General features: G+C 62.0%; 13 protein-coding genes and 1 riboswitch. Of the genes, 4 read left to right on the plus strand and 9 right to left on the minus strand.

Annotated features, from left to right (window positions below; genetic code table 11):
• Window positions 1-5: 5 nt before the first annotated feature.
• From ACFQ95_RS02640 to ACFQ95_RS02655, 4 genes are all read right to left on the minus strand, one after another.
• Window positions 6-635: a GspH/FimT family pseudopilin gene (locus ACFQ95_RS02640; protein ID WP_422829254.1), complete on the minus strand. Its 630-nt coding sequence runs from the start codon at window positions 633-635 to the stop codon at window positions 6-8.
• 134 nt (window positions 636-769) lie between these two features.
• Window positions 770-1,213 (minus strand): transcriptional regulator NrdR, encoded by a 444-nt coding sequence (gene nrdR / locus ACFQ95_RS02645; RefSeq protein ID WP_422829255.1) that lies wholly within the window; start codon window positions 1,211-1,213, stop codon window positions 770-772.
• A 39-nt stretch (window positions 1,214-1,252) separates the two neighbouring features.
• Window positions 1,253-2,497, minus strand: coding sequence for a serine hydroxymethyltransferase (gene glyA, locus ACFQ95_RS02650; RefSeq protein WP_422829256.1), 1,245 nt, complete (start codon window positions 2,495-2,497; stop codon window positions 1,253-1,255).
• Window positions 2,498-2,543: 46 nt separating this feature from the next.
• Window positions 2,544-2,713, minus strand: a riboswitch (ZMP/ZTP riboswitch).
• 124 nt (window positions 2,714-2,837) lie between these two features.
• Window positions 2,838-3,656 carry a lytic transglycosylase domain-containing protein gene (locus tag ACFQ95_RS02655; RefSeq protein WP_422829257.1) on the minus strand — a complete coding sequence of 273 codons (819 nt, stop codon included), beginning with the start codon at window positions 3,654-3,656 and terminating at the stop codon, window positions 2,838-2,840.
• 948 nt (window positions 3,657-4,604) lie between these two features.
• Here ACFQ95_RS02655 and ACFQ95_RS02660 point away from each other — a divergent pair.
• From ACFQ95_RS02660 to ACFQ95_RS02670, 3 genes are all read left to right on the plus strand, one after another.
• Complete coding sequence (locus tag ACFQ95_RS02660) at window positions 4,605-8,609, plus strand: DUF748 domain-containing protein (RefSeq protein ID WP_422829258.1); 4,005 nt, start codon at window positions 4,605-4,607, stop codon at window positions 8,607-8,609.
• Window positions 8,610-8,853: 244 nt separating this feature from the next.
• On the plus strand, window positions 8,854-11,688 hold the full coding sequence (locus tag ACFQ95_RS02665) for a DUF349 domain-containing protein (RefSeq protein ID WP_422829259.1): 2,835 nt from the start codon (window positions 8,854-8,856) through the stop codon (window positions 11,686-11,688).
• A 38-nt stretch (window positions 11,689-11,726) separates the two neighbouring features.
• Window positions 11,727-12,143, plus strand: coding sequence for a GNAT family acetyltransferase (locus ACFQ95_RS02670; protein ID WP_422829541.1), 417 nt, complete (start codon window positions 11,727-11,729; stop codon window positions 12,141-12,143).
• Between the two features lie 152 nt (window positions 12,144-12,295).
• Here ACFQ95_RS02670 and ACFQ95_RS02675 read toward each other — a convergent pair whose 3' ends face one another.
• A complete protein-coding gene (locus ACFQ95_RS02675) occupies window positions 12,296-14,311 on the minus strand; it encodes a 3'-5' exonuclease (RefSeq protein WP_422829260.1) in 2,016 nt (671 codons plus the stop codon).
• A 260-nt stretch (window positions 14,312-14,571) separates the two neighbouring features.
• Between ACFQ95_RS02675 and ACFQ95_RS02680 the strand changes: the two genes are divergently transcribed.
• Window positions 14,572-15,252, plus strand: coding sequence for a PEP-CTERM sorting domain-containing protein (locus ACFQ95_RS02680; protein WP_422829261.1), 681 nt, complete (start codon window positions 14,572-14,574; stop codon window positions 15,250-15,252).
• A 123-nt stretch (window positions 15,253-15,375) separates the two neighbouring features.
• Here the strand turns inward: ACFQ95_RS02680 and efp are convergent, their stop codons facing one another.
• From efp to ACFQ95_RS02700, 4 genes are all read right to left on the minus strand, one after another.
• Window positions 15,376-15,930 carry an elongation factor P gene (gene efp / locus ACFQ95_RS02685; RefSeq protein ID WP_422829262.1) on the minus strand — a complete coding sequence of 185 codons (555 nt, stop codon included), beginning with the start codon at window positions 15,928-15,930 and terminating at the stop codon, window positions 15,376-15,378.
• Window positions 15,931-16,101: 171 nt separating this feature from the next.
• Complete coding sequence (gene earP, locus ACFQ95_RS02690; RefSeq protein WP_422829263.1) at window positions 16,102-17,238, minus strand: elongation factor P maturation arginine rhamnosyltransferase EarP; 1,137 nt, start codon at window positions 17,236-17,238, stop codon at window positions 16,102-16,104.
• Between the two features lie 5 nt (window positions 17,239-17,243).
• Window positions 17,244-17,762, minus strand: coding sequence for a YgjP-like metallopeptidase domain-containing protein (locus ACFQ95_RS02695; RefSeq protein WP_422829264.1), 519 nt, complete (start codon window positions 17,760-17,762; stop codon window positions 17,244-17,246).
• Window positions 17,763-17,880: 118 nt separating this feature from the next.
• Window positions 17,881-20,550 carry a sensor domain-containing protein gene (locus ACFQ95_RS02700; protein WP_422829265.1) on the minus strand — a complete coding sequence of 890 codons (2,670 nt, stop codon included), beginning with the start codon at window positions 20,548-20,550 and terminating at the stop codon, window positions 17,881-17,883.
• Window positions 20,551-20,666: the final 116 nt, after the last annotated feature.

Consider the following 20,666-nt stretch of genomic DNA (forward strand, 5'->3'; position numbering starts at 1 on the left):
GACTTTCAATTCGAGTCGCTGCCGCAAGTGGACGCGTCGGATATGGTTCGAGTTCGCCCCATTTTGTTGAGGCAAATATTGAAACCGTACTTTTGTGTCCAGGGATGGTTAACCGATTGATAAACAAGGTCGAACTCCTCGGCACTTCCCAAACCGTTCAACCCTCGGTTGTTGAACTGGATCTTGCGGGTGTTCGATAGGGCATTCAAGTAGTACTCACCGGCCACGGGCTGGCGAACAAACAGTAAGTTTTCCGGCTTATCCGCATCAGGATTGTTGCTAGCACTTGAACAAGATGGGTTTAGGAAAGCGATCCACCCCACCTGCCAGTCTTGGCCGGTCGTTGCGCATCGAGGGCCGCTGCTGCCGGTACCAGTATCGTTGACTGTGGTGCTTAAGCACATGGTGACGCAGGTGTTCCTGCTGACCGCTTCATTACGAGCACGCAACACGCTGCCGGTGAACTCATTTCCAATGGAAGACATCTTGTTGCGCGCCACAAAATCGCGCAATGAAGGCGCCGCCAGCGCAGCCAGAATGCCGGCGATGGCAACCGTGACCAATACTTCCAGCAAGGTAAAGCCGGAATGTCGGTTGCGGCAAAGCCGGCTGGCAGGCGTGGTGGGGCGAATCATGCCCTTATTCTGCATTTGCGCAGCAGCAAACTGTGGCCGCTGATCTGGTTGGGAAGACCGCTTGGCCAGTCGCGGCGGCGACGGCATCCTCTACCGGGGTTGGCCTGCGGTGCTCTGATGCAAACCTTTGCCGGCTAGATATCCTGAATCAACCGGCTGAATTCATCCACGTCTTCAAAACTGCGGTAAACCGACGCAAAACGCACGTAGGCCACTTTGTCGAGTTTTTTCAGCTCGCGCATCACCAACTCACCCAGTTTGGCGGTGGTGATTTCCTTGGCACCGCTGACCAGCAGCTTGCGCTCGATGCGTTCCAGGGCTGCATCCACCTGCTCAACAGCGACCGGGCGCTTGCGCAAGGCCAGCCGCATGGACGCCTGGAGCTTGCTGGCGTCAAAGTCCATGCGGCTGCCGTTTTTCTTGACCACGCTGGGCATGGCCACTTCTGCGCGCTCGTAGGTGGTGAAACGCTGCTCACACGAGCCGCAGCGGCGCCGGCGTCGAATCAGGTCGCCGTCTTCGGACTCCCGGGTTTCGACAACCTGCGTCTCTGCGTGGCCACAGAAGGGGCACTTCATGGCTTCTGGGCTCGGCGGGTCAAGAGTGCGACGCGCAAATCAGCGGTAGACCGGGAAGCGGGCGGTCAAGGCGTTGACCTTGGCACGCACGGCGGCGATGTTGGCTTCGTCGCGTGGGTTGTCCAGCACGTCGGCGATCAGGTTGGCCGTCAAACGCGCTTCTTCGTCCTTGAAGCCACGGGTGGTCATGGCTGGGGTGCCCACGCGCACGCCGCTGGTGACCATTGGTTTTTCCGGGTCGTTCGGGATGGCGTTCTTGTTGATCGTCATATGGGCTTGGCCCAGCACGGCTTCGGCTTCCTTGCCGGTGATGCCCTTTGCGCGCAGGTCGACCAGCATGACGTGGCTTTCGGTGCGGCCGCTCACGATGCGCAGGCCACGCTGGGTCAGCGTGTCGGCGATGATCTGGGCGTTCTTCAGCACTTGCTGCTGGTACAGCTTGAACTCAGGCTGCAGCGCTTCCTTGAAGGCCACGGCCTTGGCGGCGATGACGTGCATCAGTGGGCCGCCTTGCAGGCCGGGGAAAATGGCGCTGTTGATGGCTTTTTCGTGTTGCGACTTCATCAAGATGATGCCGCCACGTGGGCCGCGCAGGCTCTTGTGGGTGGTGGAGGTGACCACGTCAGCGTATGGCACCGGGTTGGGGTAGAGGCCAGCGGCGATCAGGCCGGCGTAGTGGGCCATGTCGACCATGAAGATGGCGCCGATTTCTTTGGCGACCTTGGCAAAACGTTCGAAGTCAATGCCCAGAGAGTAGGCGCTGGCACCGGCCACGATCAACTTCGGCTTGTGTTCGCGTGCCTTGGCTTCCATGGCGTCGTAGTCGATCTCTTCCTTGGCGTTGAGGCCGTAGGACACGACGTTGAACCACTTGCCGCTCATGTTCAAAGGCATGCCGTGCGTCAGGTGACCGCCTTCGGCCAGGCTCATGCCCATGATGGTGTCGCCTGGCTTCAGGAAGGCCAGAAAGACAGCTTCGTTGGCCGACGCGCCGCAATGGGGCTGCACGTTGGCGGCGTCAGCGCCAAAAATGACCTTCACGCGGTCGATGGCCAGTTGTTCGGCCACATCGACGTACTCGCAGCCGCCGTAATAACGCTTGCCTGGGTAGCCCTCGGCGTACTTATTGGTGAGTTGCGAGCCTTGCGCGGCCATGACGGCGGGCGAGGCGTAGTTTTCGCTGGCGATCAGTTCGATGTGATGTTCTTGGCGCGCATGCTCTTGCTGGATGGCGCGAAAGATTTCGGGATCGGTTTGCTCGATCAGGATATTGCGGTCGTACATGGCAGTCCTTGCAGAAATTGCATACGGGTGATTACTTGTCCGAGACAAGTGCTGCCCAGGCGAACGGCTGAACACCCAAGCCTAAGCCTAAGCCTTGGTGGCACGCTTCCCAGTGGTTGCCCGGAGACAGCAGCGTGAAAATGAAGCTGCTACGGTGGTCCACGTCAACATGGGCACTTTGCAGCGCCATGCCTATCGCCAGTTGCGTACCGCCCTAGTGTAGCCGAGGCCTGTATAGCCGAGGAAAGCAAGTGTTGATCGCTGGGGGAGAGCGCAATGAAAATGCCGCTCCAAAGAGCGGCATGGTCAAGCGGGGCACAACCAGTGCAGAGCTTGCAGTTCAGTACAGACCGGCAACCTTTTCTTCGCTGGCCTCAGCCTGCGGCTTGATCGGGGTCATCACCGGTATGGTACGTGGCACCACAAACGGCGTGGCGCGGCCACCCACGACTTGCAGCAGGCGTTGGTGTTCTGCCAAAACCTTGTTGGCATAACCACCGTCGTCCGTCAGGTTGGCTGCACCCACGTAGTAGCGAAGACCGCCTTCGACGGAGCCGGCGCGGGCAATGCACTCCTGCAGCACCTTGACGCCTACCCGCAGGTTGGTCAGGGGGTCAAAGGCAGCAAACTGGCCACCGAAGTTTTCGTATTTGTCGGTGTGCACCTTGGTCATGACCTGCATCAGGCCTTGCGCACCCACGGGGCTCTGCGCGAACGGGTTAAAGCCCGATTCAATGGCCATCACCGCCAGGATCAAGGTCGGGTCGAGTTTCACGGAGCGGCCGATTTCATAAGCTTCGGACACCAGGGCACTCACGGGCTCAGGGGCCACGCGGTACTTTTTGCTGAGCCAGTAGGCTACAGCCGCCTGCTGTTTGGGCAGGTCCTTGGGATTCGACGCCGTGGCGCGGTCGACGGCATCGTTTTCGACTTGCACGCCTTGCATGCCCATCACTTCGATGCGACGCTCTTGCAGCCAGCTCATCAGCTGTGCTTCGCCAACTTCACGCAGATCAGGGCGCGCCGTCACGGTGATGGCAGCAAACGCCACCACCAAGCCGAGTAGGGCGAATCCATTGTGGGTAATTTCAAAAAAGCCTTGGAGGATGTCGGACGCAAAGGTCCGGACTCCCTGGCTCAACTTCTGCAATGCAGTCATAACACTCCTCATCTCGCGTGGGCGAATGACGACGGGGACGGAATTCTTCAGTCTGGTCGTCTTGGCCACGCCGATTGGTTTGGGGCGCCCTCAGAAATCGTGCTGTGCCTTCGTTCTGGGCAGCGATTTGAATTGGCCGGGGTTGGCCAGAGGCGTCGATCTTCACTGGCTTTCCAGGAACGGGCGGATTCTATGGGGTGTTTAAATACACGGTCAAGAATATGGATTATTATTTTTATGTTTAAAAAAGAATTAAGAGGTGTTTTTTCCGTGAAAAAACACGCTCTTTGGTGTAGCCCGATGGGCTTGCCGATTTAAATGGTGCACAGGATGCGCATGTGTACGTGCGTGTTGCCGCTAGCAAAAATGCAGCAAACGGTATGGGGCTGAGGACTACTGGATATTTCTACAGATATTTTTATTGCAAATGTAACTTTACGTACATTTGCCGCTGCGTCCATGTGCCTGCCCCATCCATTGGGATGGTTTGTTTGGCGAAAAATTTGCGATCATTCGGCGGTGAAGCCATGCATCTGCCTTGTCAATCCAAGCGTGCCAATGACGGCATTGGCAACGATTGAAAAGTACATTTGAATTCACCCGGTGTATTGATTAGAGTGAAGACGTCTGCAGCAGCAGGCATCAACCGGTAGGAGCCAGTTGTCATCTGACACTCAGCGACGATGACGCGAAGCAGCCCCGGTCTCCTATGGAGGCAATCTATTGCCTCCGCCGCAACGAGGGACATCACTCTCCCTGTTGCGAACCCAGGTGACACGGACATTAGTTCAGTCGCCAAGCCCGGACGGCAGGTGTTACACCAGCCGGCCGGGCTTTTACATTTTCGGGTCGTTGTTTGACGCGCCAAAGTGGCTATTTCCTAACGAAACGCCATGGCTTGCGGACGTGTGCTTTATGCTTGTCCACAGCATAAAAACAATCGACTCTATGAAACTCGTAAACGCTCAAAACCGCCCGTGGCTGCGTCGCCTTTTATGGGCTTTATTGGCCTTCGTCGTGCTGCTGGTGGTGGGTTGGCTGGCGGTGCCACCGATTCTGAAGAGCCAGGCGCAGCGTATTGGCAGCGAGCAACTCGGGCGCGCGCTGAGCATAGGCAGCGTCGACTTCAAGCCGTGGTCGCTGGAGTTGGCCCTGGGTGACATTGCGATTGCGGGGGCCGTCGCTGGTGCGCCGCCCCAGGTCGAAATCAAACGCCTCTATATAGATGCATCCTTGCAATCACTGGTGCGCCTGGCGCCGGTGGTGCGCGCGGTGGCGGTGGACGAGCCGAAAATTCGGGTCACGCGCCTTGCCGATGGCGGGTATGACTTTGACGATGTGCTGGCGCGCTTGACGGCACCGTCCGACAAACCCTCTGGCAAACCGCTGCAGTTTGCGGTCTACAACGTCGAAGTCAAAGGCGGTAGCTTGGACTTTGATGACCAACCCGTGGGCAAGGCGCACACGGTGCGCGACTTGCAGTTGGGCTTGCCATTCTTGAGCAACTTTGACTCCCGGCTGGAGGTGAAGGTCTTGCCGCATCTGTCGCTGCTGTTCAACGGCAGCAAGTTCGAGACAACGGCTGAATCCACGCCATTTGCCGACTCGCGCAAGACCGATGCAAAGCTGCAATTGAGCAACTTTGATTTGGCGCCTTATCTGGGTTATCTACCGAAAGACCTGCCGCTGAAGCTACAGGCAGGTGTGGTGCAGGCCAAGCTGCAGCTGCATTTTGAGCAACTGCCTGCGGCTAGTCTGAAGCTGACCGGTGAGCTGGAGGCGCAGAACTTCAAGGTCAACGACATACAAGGGCGACAGGCGCTTGCTTTTGACGGTGTGAAAGTGGTGCTCGACGAGGTCCGCCCGCTGGAGAAGCTGGTGAAGCTGGCGTCGATTGAAGTCACAGCGCCCGAGTTGGAGCTGGTGCGTGATGCCAAAGGTGAGATCAATCTGCTGGAGGGCTCGAGCTCCCCGGACGCAGCGCACTCTGGCCAGTCAGCCAAAAAAGCCCAGAAGACTCCTGAAAAAGGAGCTGCCTCCGCAGCATCCAAGGCCGCCAGTGCCGCAAAAGATGCCAATCCTCAGCTCTCTCCTGCGCCTGGTGAAGCCACCGCAGAATGGCGTGTTGCCTTGGCCAAAGCCAGTGTCAAAGACGGCCAGATGCGCTGGGAAGACCATAGCGCCAGCCTGCGTGGTGGTGTGGTTAAACACTTGGCACACGATGTGGCGCTGGATGTATCTGCCGTGACCTGGCCGGTCGCCAACCCGGTGGCCTTCAGCGGGACGGCTTCGGTCGAAGCGGTGGGCGAGCGCCCAAGTCAGGGCCAGACAGCGGCGCCTGCCGCGCGAAGACTTGCGGGTGTGCCCGCGCCAGTGGCCAAGGGGCCGATCACGTTCGAAGGCACGGCCACCGACAAAATGGCCAAAGTCAACGTCAAGCTCAGCGCTTTGCCTCTGGCGCTAGGCGCGCGTTATGTGGATGTATTCGTCGTGCCTGCGGTTTCAGGGCAACTCAGCGCTGACCTGGATGTGGCCTGGGATGCGCCCAGCCGGCTGCAGATCCATGCGCGTCAGATGCAGTTGGACCAACTGAGCCTGGTCGACACTTCTGCGGCTTCCGGTAAAGGGACGCGCACGGCGGGCAAGAAGGGGGCGTTGGCGAATGAATTGGCGAGTGTGCAGACTTTGCTGATCACCAACGCCTCGATTGGCGTCGACACCCACAAGGTGAGCATTGAACGGGTGGCCGTGAACACGCCGCGTGCACGTGTCGAGCGTGCGGCCGACCAAACCTGGATGTTCGAGCACTGGATGCGCGCGACCCAGGGCAGCTTCAAAGACAACGCACCCATGGCCGCCGCCGTGGTGGAGGCGGTGACGGAGGTGGCGGAATCCGGGGCCGCACGCTGGGCTGTGAATGTGGACAGCCTTCTGGTGGAAGGCGGGGCAGTGGCTTTTGTCGACAATGGGGCCAGCCAGCCGGTGCAGGTCGACCTGTCGGAAATCAAGGCCGATGCCAAAAGCTTTGTTCTGGGCGGCAAAAAACCATCGCCGGTGACGCTGTCGCTGAAAGTGCGTGCTGGCAATACCGAGCCGGGCCGGTTGCTGTTTCAAGGTGCGGCGGGAACCGAACCCTTGAGCGTCAAAGGGCAGGTCGACATGGCGCACCTGCCGTTGCAGGTGGCTGACCCGTATGTCGCGCACCTGATGAATGTTCGCTTCGTGCGTGCTGACACCAGTTTCAAGGGCCAGGTCGATGTCTCGATGGCGCGGGACGGGCTCGCGGCCAAAGTCGGCGGCAACCTGACGGTGGAAGACTTCCGCGCCAACGGTACAACGCAGGTGACCACGCCTGCGGCCCCCAGCGCGGCCGCCGCCGAGTCGCCCCAATTGGCCGCCGCCGTGGCTTCCAGCAACGCCCGCCGCGGGCGTGAACTGCTGAGCTGGAAGGTCTTGAATCTACGCGGCGTCGACGTGGCCTTGAGCCCCGGCAAGGCGCCGGTGGCGGTTGTCAAGGAAACCGCGCTGGACGATTTTTATGCACGCATCATCCTGAACGAAAACGGCCGTTTGAACTTGCAGGATCTGGTGAAATCATCCGAGGCCGATGCCGCAGCCACCTCGGCTGCGCCAGCCACAGCGGCGGCCAAGCCAGCGACCGCAGCGGCTTCGACACCGGTTGTGGCCAAAGCCCCGCATCCGCTGGACCCGGTCATCAACTTCGGCCCCATCACCCTGGTCAATGGCCGGGTGGCGTTCTCCGACTTCTTCATCAAGCCCAATTACTCTGCTGATCTGAGTGAACTGGCCGGCAAGCTCAGCGCTTTCTCATCGGTGCCGGTGCAGGGCATGCCGCAACTGGCCGATCTTGAATTGCGTGGCAAGGCCGAAGGCACGGCCTCGCTGGACATACAGGGCAAACTCAACCCGCTGGCCAAGCCGCTGGCACTGGATATCAACGCCAAGGTCAAAGATCTGGAGCTGCCGCCGCTGTCGCCATACTCTATTAAGTATGTGGGCCATGGCATAGAGCGCGGCAAACTCTCGGTGGACGTGCACTACAACATCAAGCCCGACGGTTTGCTCACCGCTGAAAACAGCATCGTGCTCAATCAGTTGACCTTTGGCGAAGCCGTGCCCGGGGCGCCGACCAGCCTGCCGGTGAAGCTGGCGACGGCTTTGCTGTCCGATTCCAACGGTGTGATCGACTTGAACCTGCCCATCAGCGGCTCGCTCAACGACCCGCAGTTCAGCATCGTGCCCATCATCTTCAAGATCCTGGGCAACATCATTGTCAAAGCCGTCGCCGCGCCGTTCAGCGCCTTGGGCAAAGCTTTCAGCGGTGGCAGCGGCAGCGACGAACTGAGCACCGTGGTGTTCACGGCTGGTAGCGATGACCTGACGCCTGCGGCCGAAGAAAACCTGAACAAGGTGGTCAAGGCGCTGGAAAGCAAACCCGCACTGAAGCTCACCGTGGTGGGCGAGGCCAGCGAAGCCGTCGAACTGGAATCCTATAAACGCGAGCGCCTGTTGCGCCGCATGCGCGCCGAGAAGCGCCGTGCGGGCATGGCCGACGCTAACGCGTCGGGTTCCGGTGCGGCGGCCAGCACGCCCGGAGGTCGCGCAGACGCCTCAGACATCCAGATCAGCGATGCCGAGTACCCCGAGCTGGTCAAGGCGCTCTACAAACGTGCCGACTTCCCCAAGCCGCGCAATGCCATTGGCCTGGCCAAAGACCTGCCGGTGCCCGAAATGGAAGCGTTGCTGCTGGCCAATATGCGTATTCCCGATCAGGCCATGCACGAACTCGCCACGCAGCGCGGTGTCGCCGTGCGCGACTATCTGGCGGCGCAGAAGCTGTCCACCGATAGGCTGTTTCTGGGGGCACCCAAGCTTGTCAAAGCGGATGAAAAGTGGACACCCCGGGCGAACCTGTCGCTGGCTGCGCCCTGATGTACAGTAGCTGCTGCTCGCTGATGGTGCACCTGCGGCAGGTTGCCGCTGCACCATCCAAGGGGATTTGAATCAGCCCCGCGAAAAAACAGCGAAAATAGCGCGCTTGCCCCCACCTGTATGCCATGTCGTCAGGAACGGGCTGATGGTCCAAGGTGGCCATCCGCGTTATTCATGATGGATTCCCTTTTTTGATGCCTGCGCGCCTGCCCCATTGAGCGGGCGCTCTCCAACGATTGATTGCATGTTCGGTTTTTCCGCCTCCAAATCCACGCCCGCCAACAGCCCCGAGAGCCAAACTGCTGTGACCACTCCCACTAAATCCCAAGAGCCGCACCCACTGGACGCCTTGACCGGTGGTGCTTTCTCCGCCCAAACGGCTGGCGAGCGCGCACAGCGCATCCGCGACTGGTTGCTCACCAACCCCACGCCCGAGCAGATCCAGCAGGTTTTTCAGGACCTCAGCGGGCGCGACCGTGGCGCGGCCAAGCCCTTGCGCGAAAAACTCGACGAACTCAAGCGTGCCAAGGGCCAGGAAGGCCTGGCCGCGGATTGGGCGCGCAAGGCCACCACGCTGCTGGAGCTACCGCGCCTGAACGTGGCCGATGCCATGGCCTGGCAGCGTGATGCCGCCAAGGCTGGCGCGCCGCTGAGCAAGGAGCCACTCGCCACACTCAAGGTACAACTGGCCGACCGCATCAAGGGCATTGAAGACCTGCAACACCGCGTGCAGGTGCAACGTGAAGCCGCCGTGTTGATGGCCCAGCGCATCGAGGTGTTGTCGACCAAGCCTTGGCGCGATGCCCAGGCCGCGCTCGAACTGCTGGGCGCGGATGTGGCGCATTGGCAGGAACAAGCCGCTTCGCTCGCCGCAGATGGTAACTGGAGCAGCGTAGACAACAAGTTCCCCACCATGCTCGATGCCTCGAAGTCGCAGCTATTGGTGGTGTGGGATGCGTTCCAGGCCGCGATTGCGCAGACCGTGACCGCTGCCGACGACGCTGCTGCACCCTTGCCGCAAGTGGCGATGTGGGCCGACGAGCTGCGTGCCGCGCGTGGCCTGCCCACCGAAGCCGAGGCCCGTGCCAAGGCGGCGCAGCCGGCGCAGGCTGCGCGTGCGCCGGTAGACCCGGCTGCGCGCGAAGCCGCCAACAAGGCGGTGCAGGACGCGCTGGCCAAGGTGGAACAGGAAGTCAAAGAAGGCCACGGCAAGGCCAGCGCCGGGGCCGCCGCGTCCTTGCGCAATGCACTGAAAGAGCACAGCCGTCTGGTGGACGACAAACTCAGCACCGCGGCCCAAACTGCACTTGCGGCGGCCGGCGAACTCGAAGGCTGGCAACGCTGGCGCGCAGACCAACTGCGCGAAGAACTGCTGATCAAGGCCGAGGGCTTGCTCAAGCGCCCTGAAGGCCATGCCCTGGGTGGCCGCAAGATGCAGGACACCCTGCGCCAGATGCGTGAGCAGTGGAAACAAACCGACCAGGGCGGCGTGCCCAACCACGCCCTCTGGAAGCGCTTTGACGAAGCCTGCAACCAAGCCCACAAAGTGGTTGAAGCCTGGCTGGAAAAGGTCAAGGCCGAGTCCGCCGAACACAAGGCGCAGCGCCTGGCGCTGATCGAAGAAGTGCAGGCCTGGGCCGCCGACAACACCACCGCCAAGGATGGTGACTGGAAGGGCTTCAACCGCGTGTTGCACCAGTTCAGCGAACGCTGGCGCAATGCCGGACATCTGGGCGAGAAGGCGTTTGCTGAAATGCAAACGCAGTGGAAACAAGCCATCAGCCAAGCGGCTGCGCCGCTCGAAGCCGTTCAGAAGCAAAGCGTGGAACGCCGCCAGGCCATGATCGAAGAGGCCAAGCTGCTGGGCGCCGCGCCTATGCTGCGCATCGACGCCGTCAAGGCGCTGCAACACCGCTGGCAGGCCGAAGCACAAGGCGTGCCCATGGAGCGTAAACACGAACAAAAGCTGTGGGATGCTTTCCGCAAGCCTATAGACGACGCGTTTAACCGCAAGACCCAGGAGCGCGAAAAAGCCGCCAGCGCCATGAGCGAACACGACCGCGTGGTGCTCGAAGCCGCCAAGGCTCTGGAAGCGGCCAACGCCACCGGCGACGCGGCCAAGATCCGCACCGCCATGGCCAGCCTGGAAGCCGCGCTGCGTGGCCAGGCCCAAGCCCAGGCGGCGGCACAAGCCGACAAGGCCGATGCCGAAGCGCAAGCGTCGGCCCAGGCCGAAGCGAAGGCCGCGGCCCCCGTGGCGGATGCAGCCGAAGCCTCTGAGGAAAATGCCGCAGCTGCGCCCGCCGAATCTGCGCAAGCTGCTACTGAAAACGCAGCAGAAGCAGCAGAGGCAGCACCGGCCGAAGCCCCCAAGACGGTGGCCCGCAAGCCCGTGGTGGCCATGCGCGGCGACGACCGTCCCGGCATGAAGAAGGCCGAACCCGCGCCCGCTGGCCGTGGTGGCAAATTTGGCGAGCGTAAAGACGGCCCACGTGGTGCAACACGTCCTGGCGAAAACAAGTTCGAGCCGCGCCGTGATGGACGCGACGGACGTGATACACGCCCAGCACGTGATGGTGGCCGCTTCGGTGACCGCCCGGCGTTCGAAGACCGCGGCCCACGCCTGGGCGACGCCGCTTTCCGCGCGCAGCGCGAAGCGGTTGAGCATGCACAACTGGCATTGAAGAAGCTGGCCGCGCAAGCCCACGGTGAAGCCTTGACGCAACTGCTGACCGCCTGGGAAAAGCGCGATGCGGCGCTGGTGCCTAGCGTGCAAGAACTTGGCTCGCGTATGACCCCCGCCACGCGCCAGGCCTGGAGCCAGGCGCTGGGCCAAACGGCACCCAAGGGTGATGCCGCCCAATCGCTGTTACGTCTGGAAATGGCCGCTGAAGTCCCCACGCCGGCCGAGCACCTGTCTGAACGCCGCATGCTGCAACTGCAAATGCTCACGCGCCGCAACGACCCGGCACCGGCGCAAACCTGGGGGCAAGACGCCGCCAACGTGCTGGCGGGCGCTGCCGATGACGCGGCTGCGCGTCGTTTGCAGAACGCGCTGAAAGTGCTGCTGCGCAAGTGACGGCAAGCCCCGGCTTGGTAACGGCCTCGCTCGCCGACGTGACGCTGCGGGTCTACCAACCCGCAGACGAAAGCGCGGTGGTCGCCCTGTGGCGCGCCTGCGATTTGGTACGCCCATGGAACGACCCGCACAAAGACATTGCGCGTAAGTTGCTGGTGCAGCCGGAGTTGTTTCTGGTGGCCGAAAACGCAGCCGGCATCGTCGGCACGGCGATGGCTGGGTACGACGGCCATCGTGGCTGGCTGTACTACCTAGCTGTGGCCCCTGGTGCGCAGCGTCTGGCGCTGGGGCGGCGTCTGGTGGCCGAAGTCGAGCGCCTGTTGCTTGCCATGGGCTGCCCCAAGATCAACCTGCAGGTGCGCAACACCAATGTGGGTGTGATTTCGTTCTACGAAAAACTCGGCTTTACAGCCGATGCCAGTGCCAGCCTGGGCAAACGCCTGATTCCAGACTGAGTGTGGGTTGGTCAACGCGCCTCTGAGGCGCTGCCGAAATCAGTGCCCGCAGCGGCACCGACCGGCCGTCCCGGATCGAACGGCATCGCCAGGGCGGACGTCAACCCGGGGCAGGCGACCCGTGCCATCAACGCCGCCAGCAAGCCCAGAGCTTATGCCGGCAGATGGCGCACAAATTCGCTCGGCCGCTCGGCATGGGCCAGCAGCAGCAACTGGTGCCGGGCGCGCGTCATGCCGACGTAAAAGGTATTGCGCTCCTCACGCGGCTCGGCGCGCGCCGCCGGGAATTCGCCCTGCGCCAGATACGGCAGCAGTACCGCATCGAACTCCAGGCCCTTGACGCTGCTGATGCTGGCCAGCAGCAAGGCATCGGCGGGGGCGGCTTTGGGCGCTGGTTTGCCATGGCTGGCGCTGCTGCGGGCCTGCTGGCGCTGTTCGATATTGTTCAGGTGACGGAAGAACTGCGCCGGGCTGTCAAAACGTTCGGTCGCCTGGGCCAGCCAGTGCAGGTTGAGCTCGGCCTCGTCGCGCCGCTGCTGCGAGGTCAACACCTGGTTCATCAACCTGTGGATTTGCAGCGCCTGCAAAACCGCCTGCAGCAGCTTGGGGCCGTTGTGCTCCTGTATCACCTGCAGCGCCCGCTGCAGGCGCTGGCGCGTGGCGGCTGGTGCGTTGCGCAACACCTGGTTGTCGAAGAACGATTTGAGAAAGGTCGGCGCTTCCGTCACGGCGCGCACGGCGTCGTGCAGCAGGTCTTGTTGTGCTTCATGTTCGCGCCCTTCGACTTCGATGCGCGACTCGGCAAAGAACACCAGCGCGCGCATGATCTTGGCCCGTGTCTGTTCGACGGTGATGCTTTTCAAGTCATCGGTGGCCACGGCGAACAGCCCGCGCAGAAACAGCACCTCGGGACGCAACACATAGCTTTCAAAACCACGCGTGGTGTAGGCAATGTCGGCTTCAATGAGTGCGTTCTCGATCTGCACCGACTGGTGTGCATGGCGCAGCAGCACGGCGAAGTTGTCCATCCTGGACTTGGCTGTCGCGGGCGCGCTTTTCCATTGCTGCGCGGCCAGTACCACCTGGTCGGCGCAATCCGCTGCGCTGGTGTAGACGCCCTGGGTCAGCCGTGTGCTGTGTGGTGCCAGCGAACTGTAGGCTTTGTCCGCCAGCTTGCCCGCCACACGCGCCAGGGCCGAACTGAAGCGGAAGCTGTGCGCCAGCGGATACACCTTGGTCACGTGGCCGGCTTGCAGCGCATGTGCGGCCAATTCGGTGCGCATGAAACGCGCATCGGCACCGGCAGCGGTGTGGATCACCTGGTCGACGTCGCCCACGCCGCAGAAGAAGCAGTGGTTGCTCTGCAGCAGGCGCAACAGCACGGTGAACATGGCCTGGTTCATGTCGTGCATCTCGTCGACCATCAACACACGGGTGCGTGTGGGCCAGGCCGGTGTGTGCGTGACCGGGTCGTCGTCCAGCAGCAGCCGGGCGAGGTCGTAGGTGGCGTCGTGCGGACCACGGTAGGCCGGGCGCTCCGGATTGGCGCGGCGCAGGCGTTCCACCTCCAGGTAGATCTTGAGCAGCGTGTATTCGCAGCCTATGGCGGCGGCGTAGTCGGGGCTGACGGCTTGTTCGTCGCGCTCCAGCACGTCGCGCAGCGTGCCCTTGAGAATTTCGCTTTGCTGCAGGAAGACGTCGGTCAGGCCGTGGTCGCCCAGCGTGGGTATCACCAGCTCATCTGGCCAGCGCTCGTTCGGCGCGTCGGCCACGGCCTGCACCGCGCGCCAAAGCCAAGGGCTGAAGGGCTCGGTTTCGGTGTAGAGCGGCACCGCTTCACCCTCCAGCTCGCGCAGCACCTGGGTGCAGAACGCCTCGAAGGTCTGTATGCGCAGCGCCTGGATGACGGGCACCGGCACACCGATCTTTTTCAGCGCGTTCTTCAGGGCCAGCACGGCTGCCTCGGTGTAGGTCAACGCGAAGATGTTTTCCGCGCGTGTGCCGCGTGTCCAGGCTTCGGCCATGCGCAAAGCCAGCACGGTGGTTTTGCTGGCGCCGGCGTTGGCCTCCACGATGGCCACACGTGCCGGGCTGACCTGTACGGCCAGTTGCTCGGCTGTGGGGGTGATGGCCTTGGGGCTGAACTGGGCCACTGATTTGTCGGACATAAATGTGTGCTTGGGGTTGGGGCAGGGGCGGATCTCAGGGGCAAGGGCGGCGGAATTCGGTCACGCCGGCGAGGCTGCAGTGTCGGCTAAGCCTTCAATTTGCGCAGCCATTCGTGAACTTTGCCCGGCAGACGGTGTGGTTCGCGTGAACTACTGCATATCGCGTTGTAACTTGTTGTTAAACAATCCCGGCACACCACGCATCGTCCATTTACCGCATGTGTCACTCACCTGCGTCACCTTCTTTTACAAACCTTGCCATGAATCGTCATTTGCTCGCCTTGGGTCTTGCTCTGTCCACCGTCAGCATCTCCACTGTGGCTTTTGCCGCACCGGTGAATCTGGTGCAAAACGGCAGTTTTGAAATCTTCACGCCAGGATCGGCGGCCAAGCCTGCAGCGTCTCAATACACGCAGAGCTTTGGCGGCATCTCTGGTTGGACGCTGGGCCGAAATGGTCTTGAGCTGCGCAACAACGTGGCGGGCACGGCCCAAAGCGGTTCGGTTTTTGCGGAACTGGACGTCAGCGCCAACAGCAGCATCAGCCAGAGCATCAACACCATTGTCGGCGACGCTTATACGCTTGGCTTTTATTATTCCAACCGCAGCTATGTTTCAGTGGCGAGCAATGGTTTGGGCTGGTCCCTGGGTTCGCTGTCTGGCCTGGCGCCTGTGCTGGCCTATAACGCCACTTCAGACAACGATTGGCACTATTACGAAACCAGCTTTGTGGCAGACAGCGCCACCTCGCTGCTCTCGTTCTTCGCCACCGGCACGTCGGATTCCTACGGCAGCTCCTTGGACAACATCACACTGTTCCACACCTCGACGGCCCGCCTGGTCAACAATGTGCCGGAGCCCGCGGGCCTGGCCTTGATGTTGACGGCCTTGCTTGGCATGGCTTGGGTGGGAGGCCGCCGCCGCCAGCAGGCGCAGCAATGAAGGTTTGATCCAGAACGAGGCGGCACAACAAAGCAGTGGCCGTGCTCAGCCTTTAGATGCACATAAAAAAAGCTCCTGGGTAGGAGCTTTTTTTGCGACTGCCGAAGACGGCGGCCTAGGGGATTAGACGCGCTTGCGGTATTCGCCGGTGCGGGTGTCGATTTCAACCTTGTCGCCTTGGGCAACGAAGATTGGCACGCCGAATTCAAAGCCGGTGGCGATCTTGGCGGGCTTGAGCACCTTGCCGGACGTGTCGCCCTTGACGGCGGGTTCGGTCCAGGTGATTTCGCGCTGCACGCTGGTGGGCAGTTCAACCGAGATGGCCTTGCCGTCGTAGAACACGACTTCGAGTTCCATGCCGTCTTCCAGGTAGTTCAGTGCGTCGCCCATGTTTTCGGCTTCGACTTCGTACTGGTTGTATTCGGTGTCCATGCAGATGTACATGGGTTCGGCGAAGTAGGAGTAGGTGCACTCTTTCTTGTCCAGAACGATTTGTTCCATCTTGTCATCGGCCTTGAACACCACTTCGGTGTTGAAGTTGGCGATCAGGCTCTTGAGCTTCATACGCACGGTGGCAGAGTTGCGGCCGCCGCGGCTGTATTCGGTCTTCAGGACGACCATGGGGTCCTTGCCGTGCATGATGACGTTGCCGGCGCGGATTTCTTGAGCGATTTTCATAGCTGTTTTCTAGGGTTTGGGCCGTGCGACGCTTCTGTTTCGAGGCATGTACGCGGCGGTGAGGAAAGCAAAACTCGGTGCGAACACAGGCCAATATGTCGGCGGGCTCGGCGCTAACTCTCAACACAGGGCTGGGGCGGGCGGCGGGCGGTTTTCGCAAAGCCTTGAATTTTATCGTTTTTCTTGCACGAAATGAATAAGCTGGCCGGTTAGGTCGGTCAGCGGTAGGGCTTCGGCGCGCGCTTTTGTAGCGGCCGGGGCCCAGGAGGCCTGGTTTTGCACCAATCCCGGCAAGGGTGCGCCCGGGGTGGCGTCGTTCCACACGCGGTGCCATTGGCGCAGCGATTCGGGGGCCTGCACCGTTGCCAAAAACGCTTCGAGCTTGGCGTGGTGGGCGTCGTCTTCGGGCTGCGGGTAGATGTGCCAGACGAATGGTTTGCCCGCCCACAGGGCGCGCACCAGCGAGTCTTCGCCGCGTACGAAGTTCAGGTCGCAAGCCCATAACAAATGGTCAAAGTCGCGCTGCGTCAGGCGCGGAAGATATGAAATCGATAGCTGACCGCGCATGTGCAGTGGGCGCTCCAGCCATTTTTGACTTGAAAGTGCTTGGTGCACGGCGTGGCTGGCGCGGCCGGCGGTCACCAAGAGGTGGGTGGGCAGCGCGCCACAGTCCAGTTGCCACAGCAGCTCGAGCAGTGCGGGCGGTTCATAACAAAACAGCGAGACAAGTTGGGCGTTGTCGGGAGCAGGTGCCGAATCGGGCCGGCACTGCGGCCACAACTCGGCCAACCAGGCCTGGCGGTCGAACGCCGCCTGGCGTTGCAGCAGATCGGGTTCGCGCAGCAAGCCGCCTGTGTGTGCGGTGAAGCCGGGGTAGAAAAACCATTTGGTCCAACCCGCCGCCGGGCCACGCAAGATGGGCGAGGGCAGGGCATGGCAACGTTCGACGTAACTTTCGGCCGACAGGTACTCCAGATTGATCCACGCAGGTTTTGTGGCTTTTTCGGCTTCTGCGCCTTGTGGAGTTGCGAAAAACGCTACGAATTCAGGAGCAATTTCACAACCAAAGGCTTCGACCCAGACCTGGCTTGGCGGTAAGTCCTTCAGATCTTCGGTACACATGGGTGTGCGCCAGGTCAACACGCTGACGCCAGCGCAGCCCTGTGGCGCCATCCATGCCAAGGCGCTGGGATCATCCACCCACAAGCGCACTTGTTCGCCACGTGCGGCCAGGTCGGCGCTGAGGCGCCAGCACACGCCGATGTCGCCGAAGTTGTCTATCACTTTGCAGAAGATGTCCCACAGCATCGTGCTTAATTCTCCGGCCAGCTCAGTTTGCCAGCGGCTTCCACCTGCGTCAGGTACAGGCGCACGTCGAACTCCAACTGGTGGTAGTCCGGCTCCATGTGGGTGCAGAGTTGGTAGAAGGCCTTGTCGTGCCCGCGCTCCTTGAGGTGCGCCAGTTCGTGCACGGTGATCATGCGCAAAAACGCTTCGGGCACTTCCTTGAACAAGGTGGCCACGCGGATTTCGTGTTTGGCTTTGAGCTTGTTGCCCTGCACCCGTGCCACCGTGGTGTGGGTGCCCAGGGCGTGGTGGATGACGTGCAGCTTGCTGTCGAACGCCACCTTGTGCACCGGCCCGGCGCCGCGCAGGTACTCGTTCTTGAGGTCTTGCACGTAGTCGTACAGCGCCTTGTCGGTGCGCACGCCATGCTGGCGCGGGTATTTGCGCAGCAGCAGGTCGCCCAGCTTGTTTTGGCTGAGCAGGTGTTGCACCTGGTCCGTCACATGCGACGGGTAGGCGGCGAGGTATTTGAGTGGCGGGAGCATGGCAAGGGAATGAAGCGCAAGCCCCGATTGTCCCAGGGACGGGATAACCTCAGAACCCGTTCAATGTCTTTTCCGGGTCAGGTTGCCCATCCCTGCCGCGCCAGGCTAGGTGCGCACCTCAGATCATGAACGTGAAGTCGGTCGCCACCGGTTGGGTCAGCAGACGGGCGAACTCCTCGGCCGGCACCGGGCGGCTGCGCAGATAGCCCTGGTAGAGGTTGCAGCCCCGGCCGCTCAGGAAGGCGAGTTGCTCGGGTGTCTCCACGCCCTCGGCGAGCACCAGAATGCCCAGGCTGTGGCCCATGGCGATGATGGCCGAGGCGATGGCCATGTCATCGGCCTGGTTGGGGATGTCGGCGATGAAGCCACGGTCTATCTTCAGCACATCCAGCGGAAACCGCTTGAGGTAGGCCAGCGAGGAATAGCCGGTGCCAAAGTCGTCTATCGCCAGGCCTATGCCCAGGGCGCGCAGGCGTTGCAGCGTCTCCAGGGCCTCGGCTTCGCGCTCCATCAGCGCGCTCTCGGTGAGTTCCAACTCCAGCCACTCTGCCGGGAATCCCGTGTGTTGCAGCACTTGTGTGACCTGTGTGGCCAGATCGACATGGCGGAACTGGCGCGGCGATACATTGACGGCGATGCGCAACGGCGGCAGGCCGGCGGCGCGCCAGAGCTGGCCCTGGCGGCAGGCTTCTTCGAGCACCCAGGCACCGAGTTCGCGGATCAGGCCAGTGGCTTCGGCCACCGGAATAAAGCGTGCTGGCGGGATCAGGCCTTCCACCGGTTCGTGCCAGCGCACCAAGGCTTCGGCGCCGACGATGCGGCCGGTGGCAATGTCGACCTGGGGTTGGTAATGCAGGCAGAACTGACCCTCTGCCAAGGCGCGGCGCAGACGCGATTCCAGGCTCAGGCGTTCGCGTGCGGCGTGGGTCATGTCGTCGCTGTAGAACACATACAGGCCACGGCCATCGGCCTTGGCGCGGTACATGGCCGCATCGGCCCCCTGCAGCAGTGCCTGGGGGGTCTGGCCATGTTGCGGAAACAGGCAGATGCCCACGCTGGCACCGGCGCTGACTTCGGCGCCCACACTCAGGTGGCAGGGCTCGGTGAGTGCTGCGATCAGCTCGCCGGCCAGGCGCGCCGCGTCGTTGGGGTGGGGCAGGTCGTCCATCAGCAGCGCAAACTCGTCGCCGCCCAGCCGGGCCAAGGTGTCGGCGCGGCGCAGGCGCGACTGCAGCCGTTGGGCGACGTGCTGCAGCAACTCGTCGCCGGCGGCGTGGCCGTAGCTGTCGTTGACGTCTTTGAAACGGTCCAGGTCGAGCACCAGAACCGCGCAATGGGTGTTGGCGCGGCTGGCGTCTTTCAAGGCGTGTTCCAGCCGGCTGAAGAACAGCAGCCGGTTGGGTAACTCGGTGAGCGGGTCGTGATGGGCCAGGTGGGCGAGTTCCGCCTCCGAGGCCTTGAGCCGCGAGGTGTCGGTGATCACCGCCACGTTATGCGTTGCCTCACCCTGGGTGTCGTAGACCGTGTCCATAGACACCGTGGCCGGGAACACCGTGCCATCCTTGCGCCGGTGCCAGATCTCGCCGCGCCACGAGCCGGTGCTGTCGACGATGCTGCGCATCTCTTCAAAATACGCGGGGGAGTGGTGGTGTGGCGTGCGCAACAGGGCGGGTGAACGGCCCACCACTTCGGCCTCGCTGTAGCCCATGAGCTGTGTGAACGCCTGATTGACCTTGCGGATCAGGCCGTCGATACCGATGATCATCACGCCCTCTTGGGTGCTGCTGAGCACCGTGCCCACCACGCGCAGGTTTTCCTGTGTGCGCTGGTCGTCGGTGATGTCGCGTGCCAGCACCAATACCTGGCCATTGCCCGCGCCCACCACGCGTAAATCAAACCAGCGGGTGCCGGTTTGTGTGACGAAGGATTCGGTGAACACCTGGCACGGCTGGCCATGCCGGGCGTCCACCAGCGCGGTGCGCGCGCGTCGCAGCATGTCGGTCGGCAGCATGGCCGACACATCCAGGCCAATCCACTGCTGCGGCGGGCGCGACAGCAGGCTTTCGTCCGGCGCCCACACTGCGGCAAAGCAGTCGTTTTGGTCGACCAGGAACAGGCGATCGGGCAGGGCTTCGACAATGGCGCGCAGGCGTGCTTCGCTGTCGCGCAGTTTCTCCGCCGCGTGGTGGCTGGCGGTGATGTCACGCGCCACGCCCAGCACGCCAAAGATGTCGCCATTGGTGTCGAACAGCGGCGCCTTGGTGGTCTCCAGTAGCACCTCGTCGCCTCGGTGGTTGCGCACCCATTCCTCAAAGCGCACGGGGGTGCGCTGGGCCATCACCTGCCGGTCCATGGCGCGAAAGCTGGCGGCCAGCTCAGCGGGCACAAAGTCGTCGTCGGTGTGGCCTATGATGTCTTCGATCTTGGCGCCAAGCAGGCTCTCTACCGGCACATTGCACTGCACAAAACGACCTTGCGGGTCTTTGATGAACACGTGGTCGGGGATGGACTCGACCAGTTGCTGCAACTGCACCGCACTTTGATGCTGCGAGCGCCACACCGCGCTGGCGCGGCGCAACATCCACCAGACCAGCAGCGTGGTGACCGTCAGGAAAGACGTGTCGACAACGGCATGCAGCCAGTTGTGTCGCGGATCGTTGACGTCGGAGACGTGGTCCAGCCAGAAGTCGCCGCCGGCAATCCAGAAGCCCGCAATGGTGAGGTAGAGCAAAGCGCCGACCCATGGCGATATGCGCAAATTCAGGAACTTGCTTTGCCGGGAGGACATACGTTTTCAAACTCCTCGTCGTGGGAGCGCGGGCGGCCAGGAAACTACAACCAGTGTTTGTCATTCTGCATGGTTTGCTTCGGCTGCGCCATGCGGTGGCGTCCTAGGTGGCTGGT

The sequence above is a fragment of the Variovorax sp. HJSM1_2 genome (assembly GCF_049316285.1).
Classification (GTDB): domain Bacteria; phylum Pseudomonadota; class Gammaproteobacteria; order Burkholderiales; family Burkholderiaceae_C; genus Rhodoferax_B.

Excerpts from the sequence above, each read along its gene's own strand:
- ACFQ95_RS02700 (WP_422829265.1), bottom strand. The coding sequence starts at position 20,550 with ATGTCCTCCCGGCAAAGCAAGTTCCTGAATTTGCGCATATCGCCATGG.
- ACFQ95_RS02655 (WP_422829257.1), bottom strand. The coding sequence starts at position 3,656 with ATGACTGCATTGCAGAAGTTGAGCCAGGGAGTCCGGACCTTTGCGTCC.
- glyA (WP_422829256.1), bottom strand. The coding sequence starts at position 2,497 with ATGTACGACCGCAATATCCTGATCGAGCAAACCGATCCCGAAATCTTT.
- ACFQ95_RS02640 (WP_422829254.1), bottom strand. The coding sequence starts at position 635 with ATGATTCGCCCCACCACGCCTGCCAGCCGGCTTTGCCGCAACCGACAT.
- earP (WP_422829263.1), bottom strand. The coding sequence starts at position 17,238 with ATGCTGTGGGACATCTTCTGCAAAGTGATAGACAACTTCGGCGACATC.
- nrdR (WP_422829255.1), bottom strand. The coding sequence starts at position 1,213 with ATGAAGTGCCCCTTCTGTGGCCACGCAGAGACGCAGGTTGTCGAAACC.
- ACFQ95_RS02695 (WP_422829264.1), bottom strand. The coding sequence starts at position 17,762 with ATGCTCCCGCCACTCAAATACCTCGCCGCCTACCCGTCGCATGTGACG.
- ACFQ95_RS02675 (WP_422829260.1), bottom strand. The coding sequence starts at position 14,311 with ATGTCCGACAAATCAGTGGCCCAGTTCAGCCCCAAGGCCATCACCCCC.
- ACFQ95_RS02680 (WP_422829261.1), top strand. The coding sequence starts at position 14,572 with ATGAATCGTCATTTGCTCGCCTTGGGTCTTGCTCTGTCCACCGTCAGC.
- ACFQ95_RS02660 (WP_422829258.1), top strand. The coding sequence starts at position 4,605 with ATGAAACTCGTAAACGCTCAAAACCGCCCGTGGCTGCGTCGCCTTTTA.
- ACFQ95_RS02665 (WP_422829259.1), top strand. The coding sequence starts at position 8,854 with ATGTTCGGTTTTTCCGCCTCCAAATCCACGCCCGCCAACAGCCCCGAG.
- efp (WP_422829262.1), bottom strand. The coding sequence starts at position 15,930 with ATGAAAATCGCTCAAGAAATCCGCGCCGGCAACGTCATCATGCACGGC.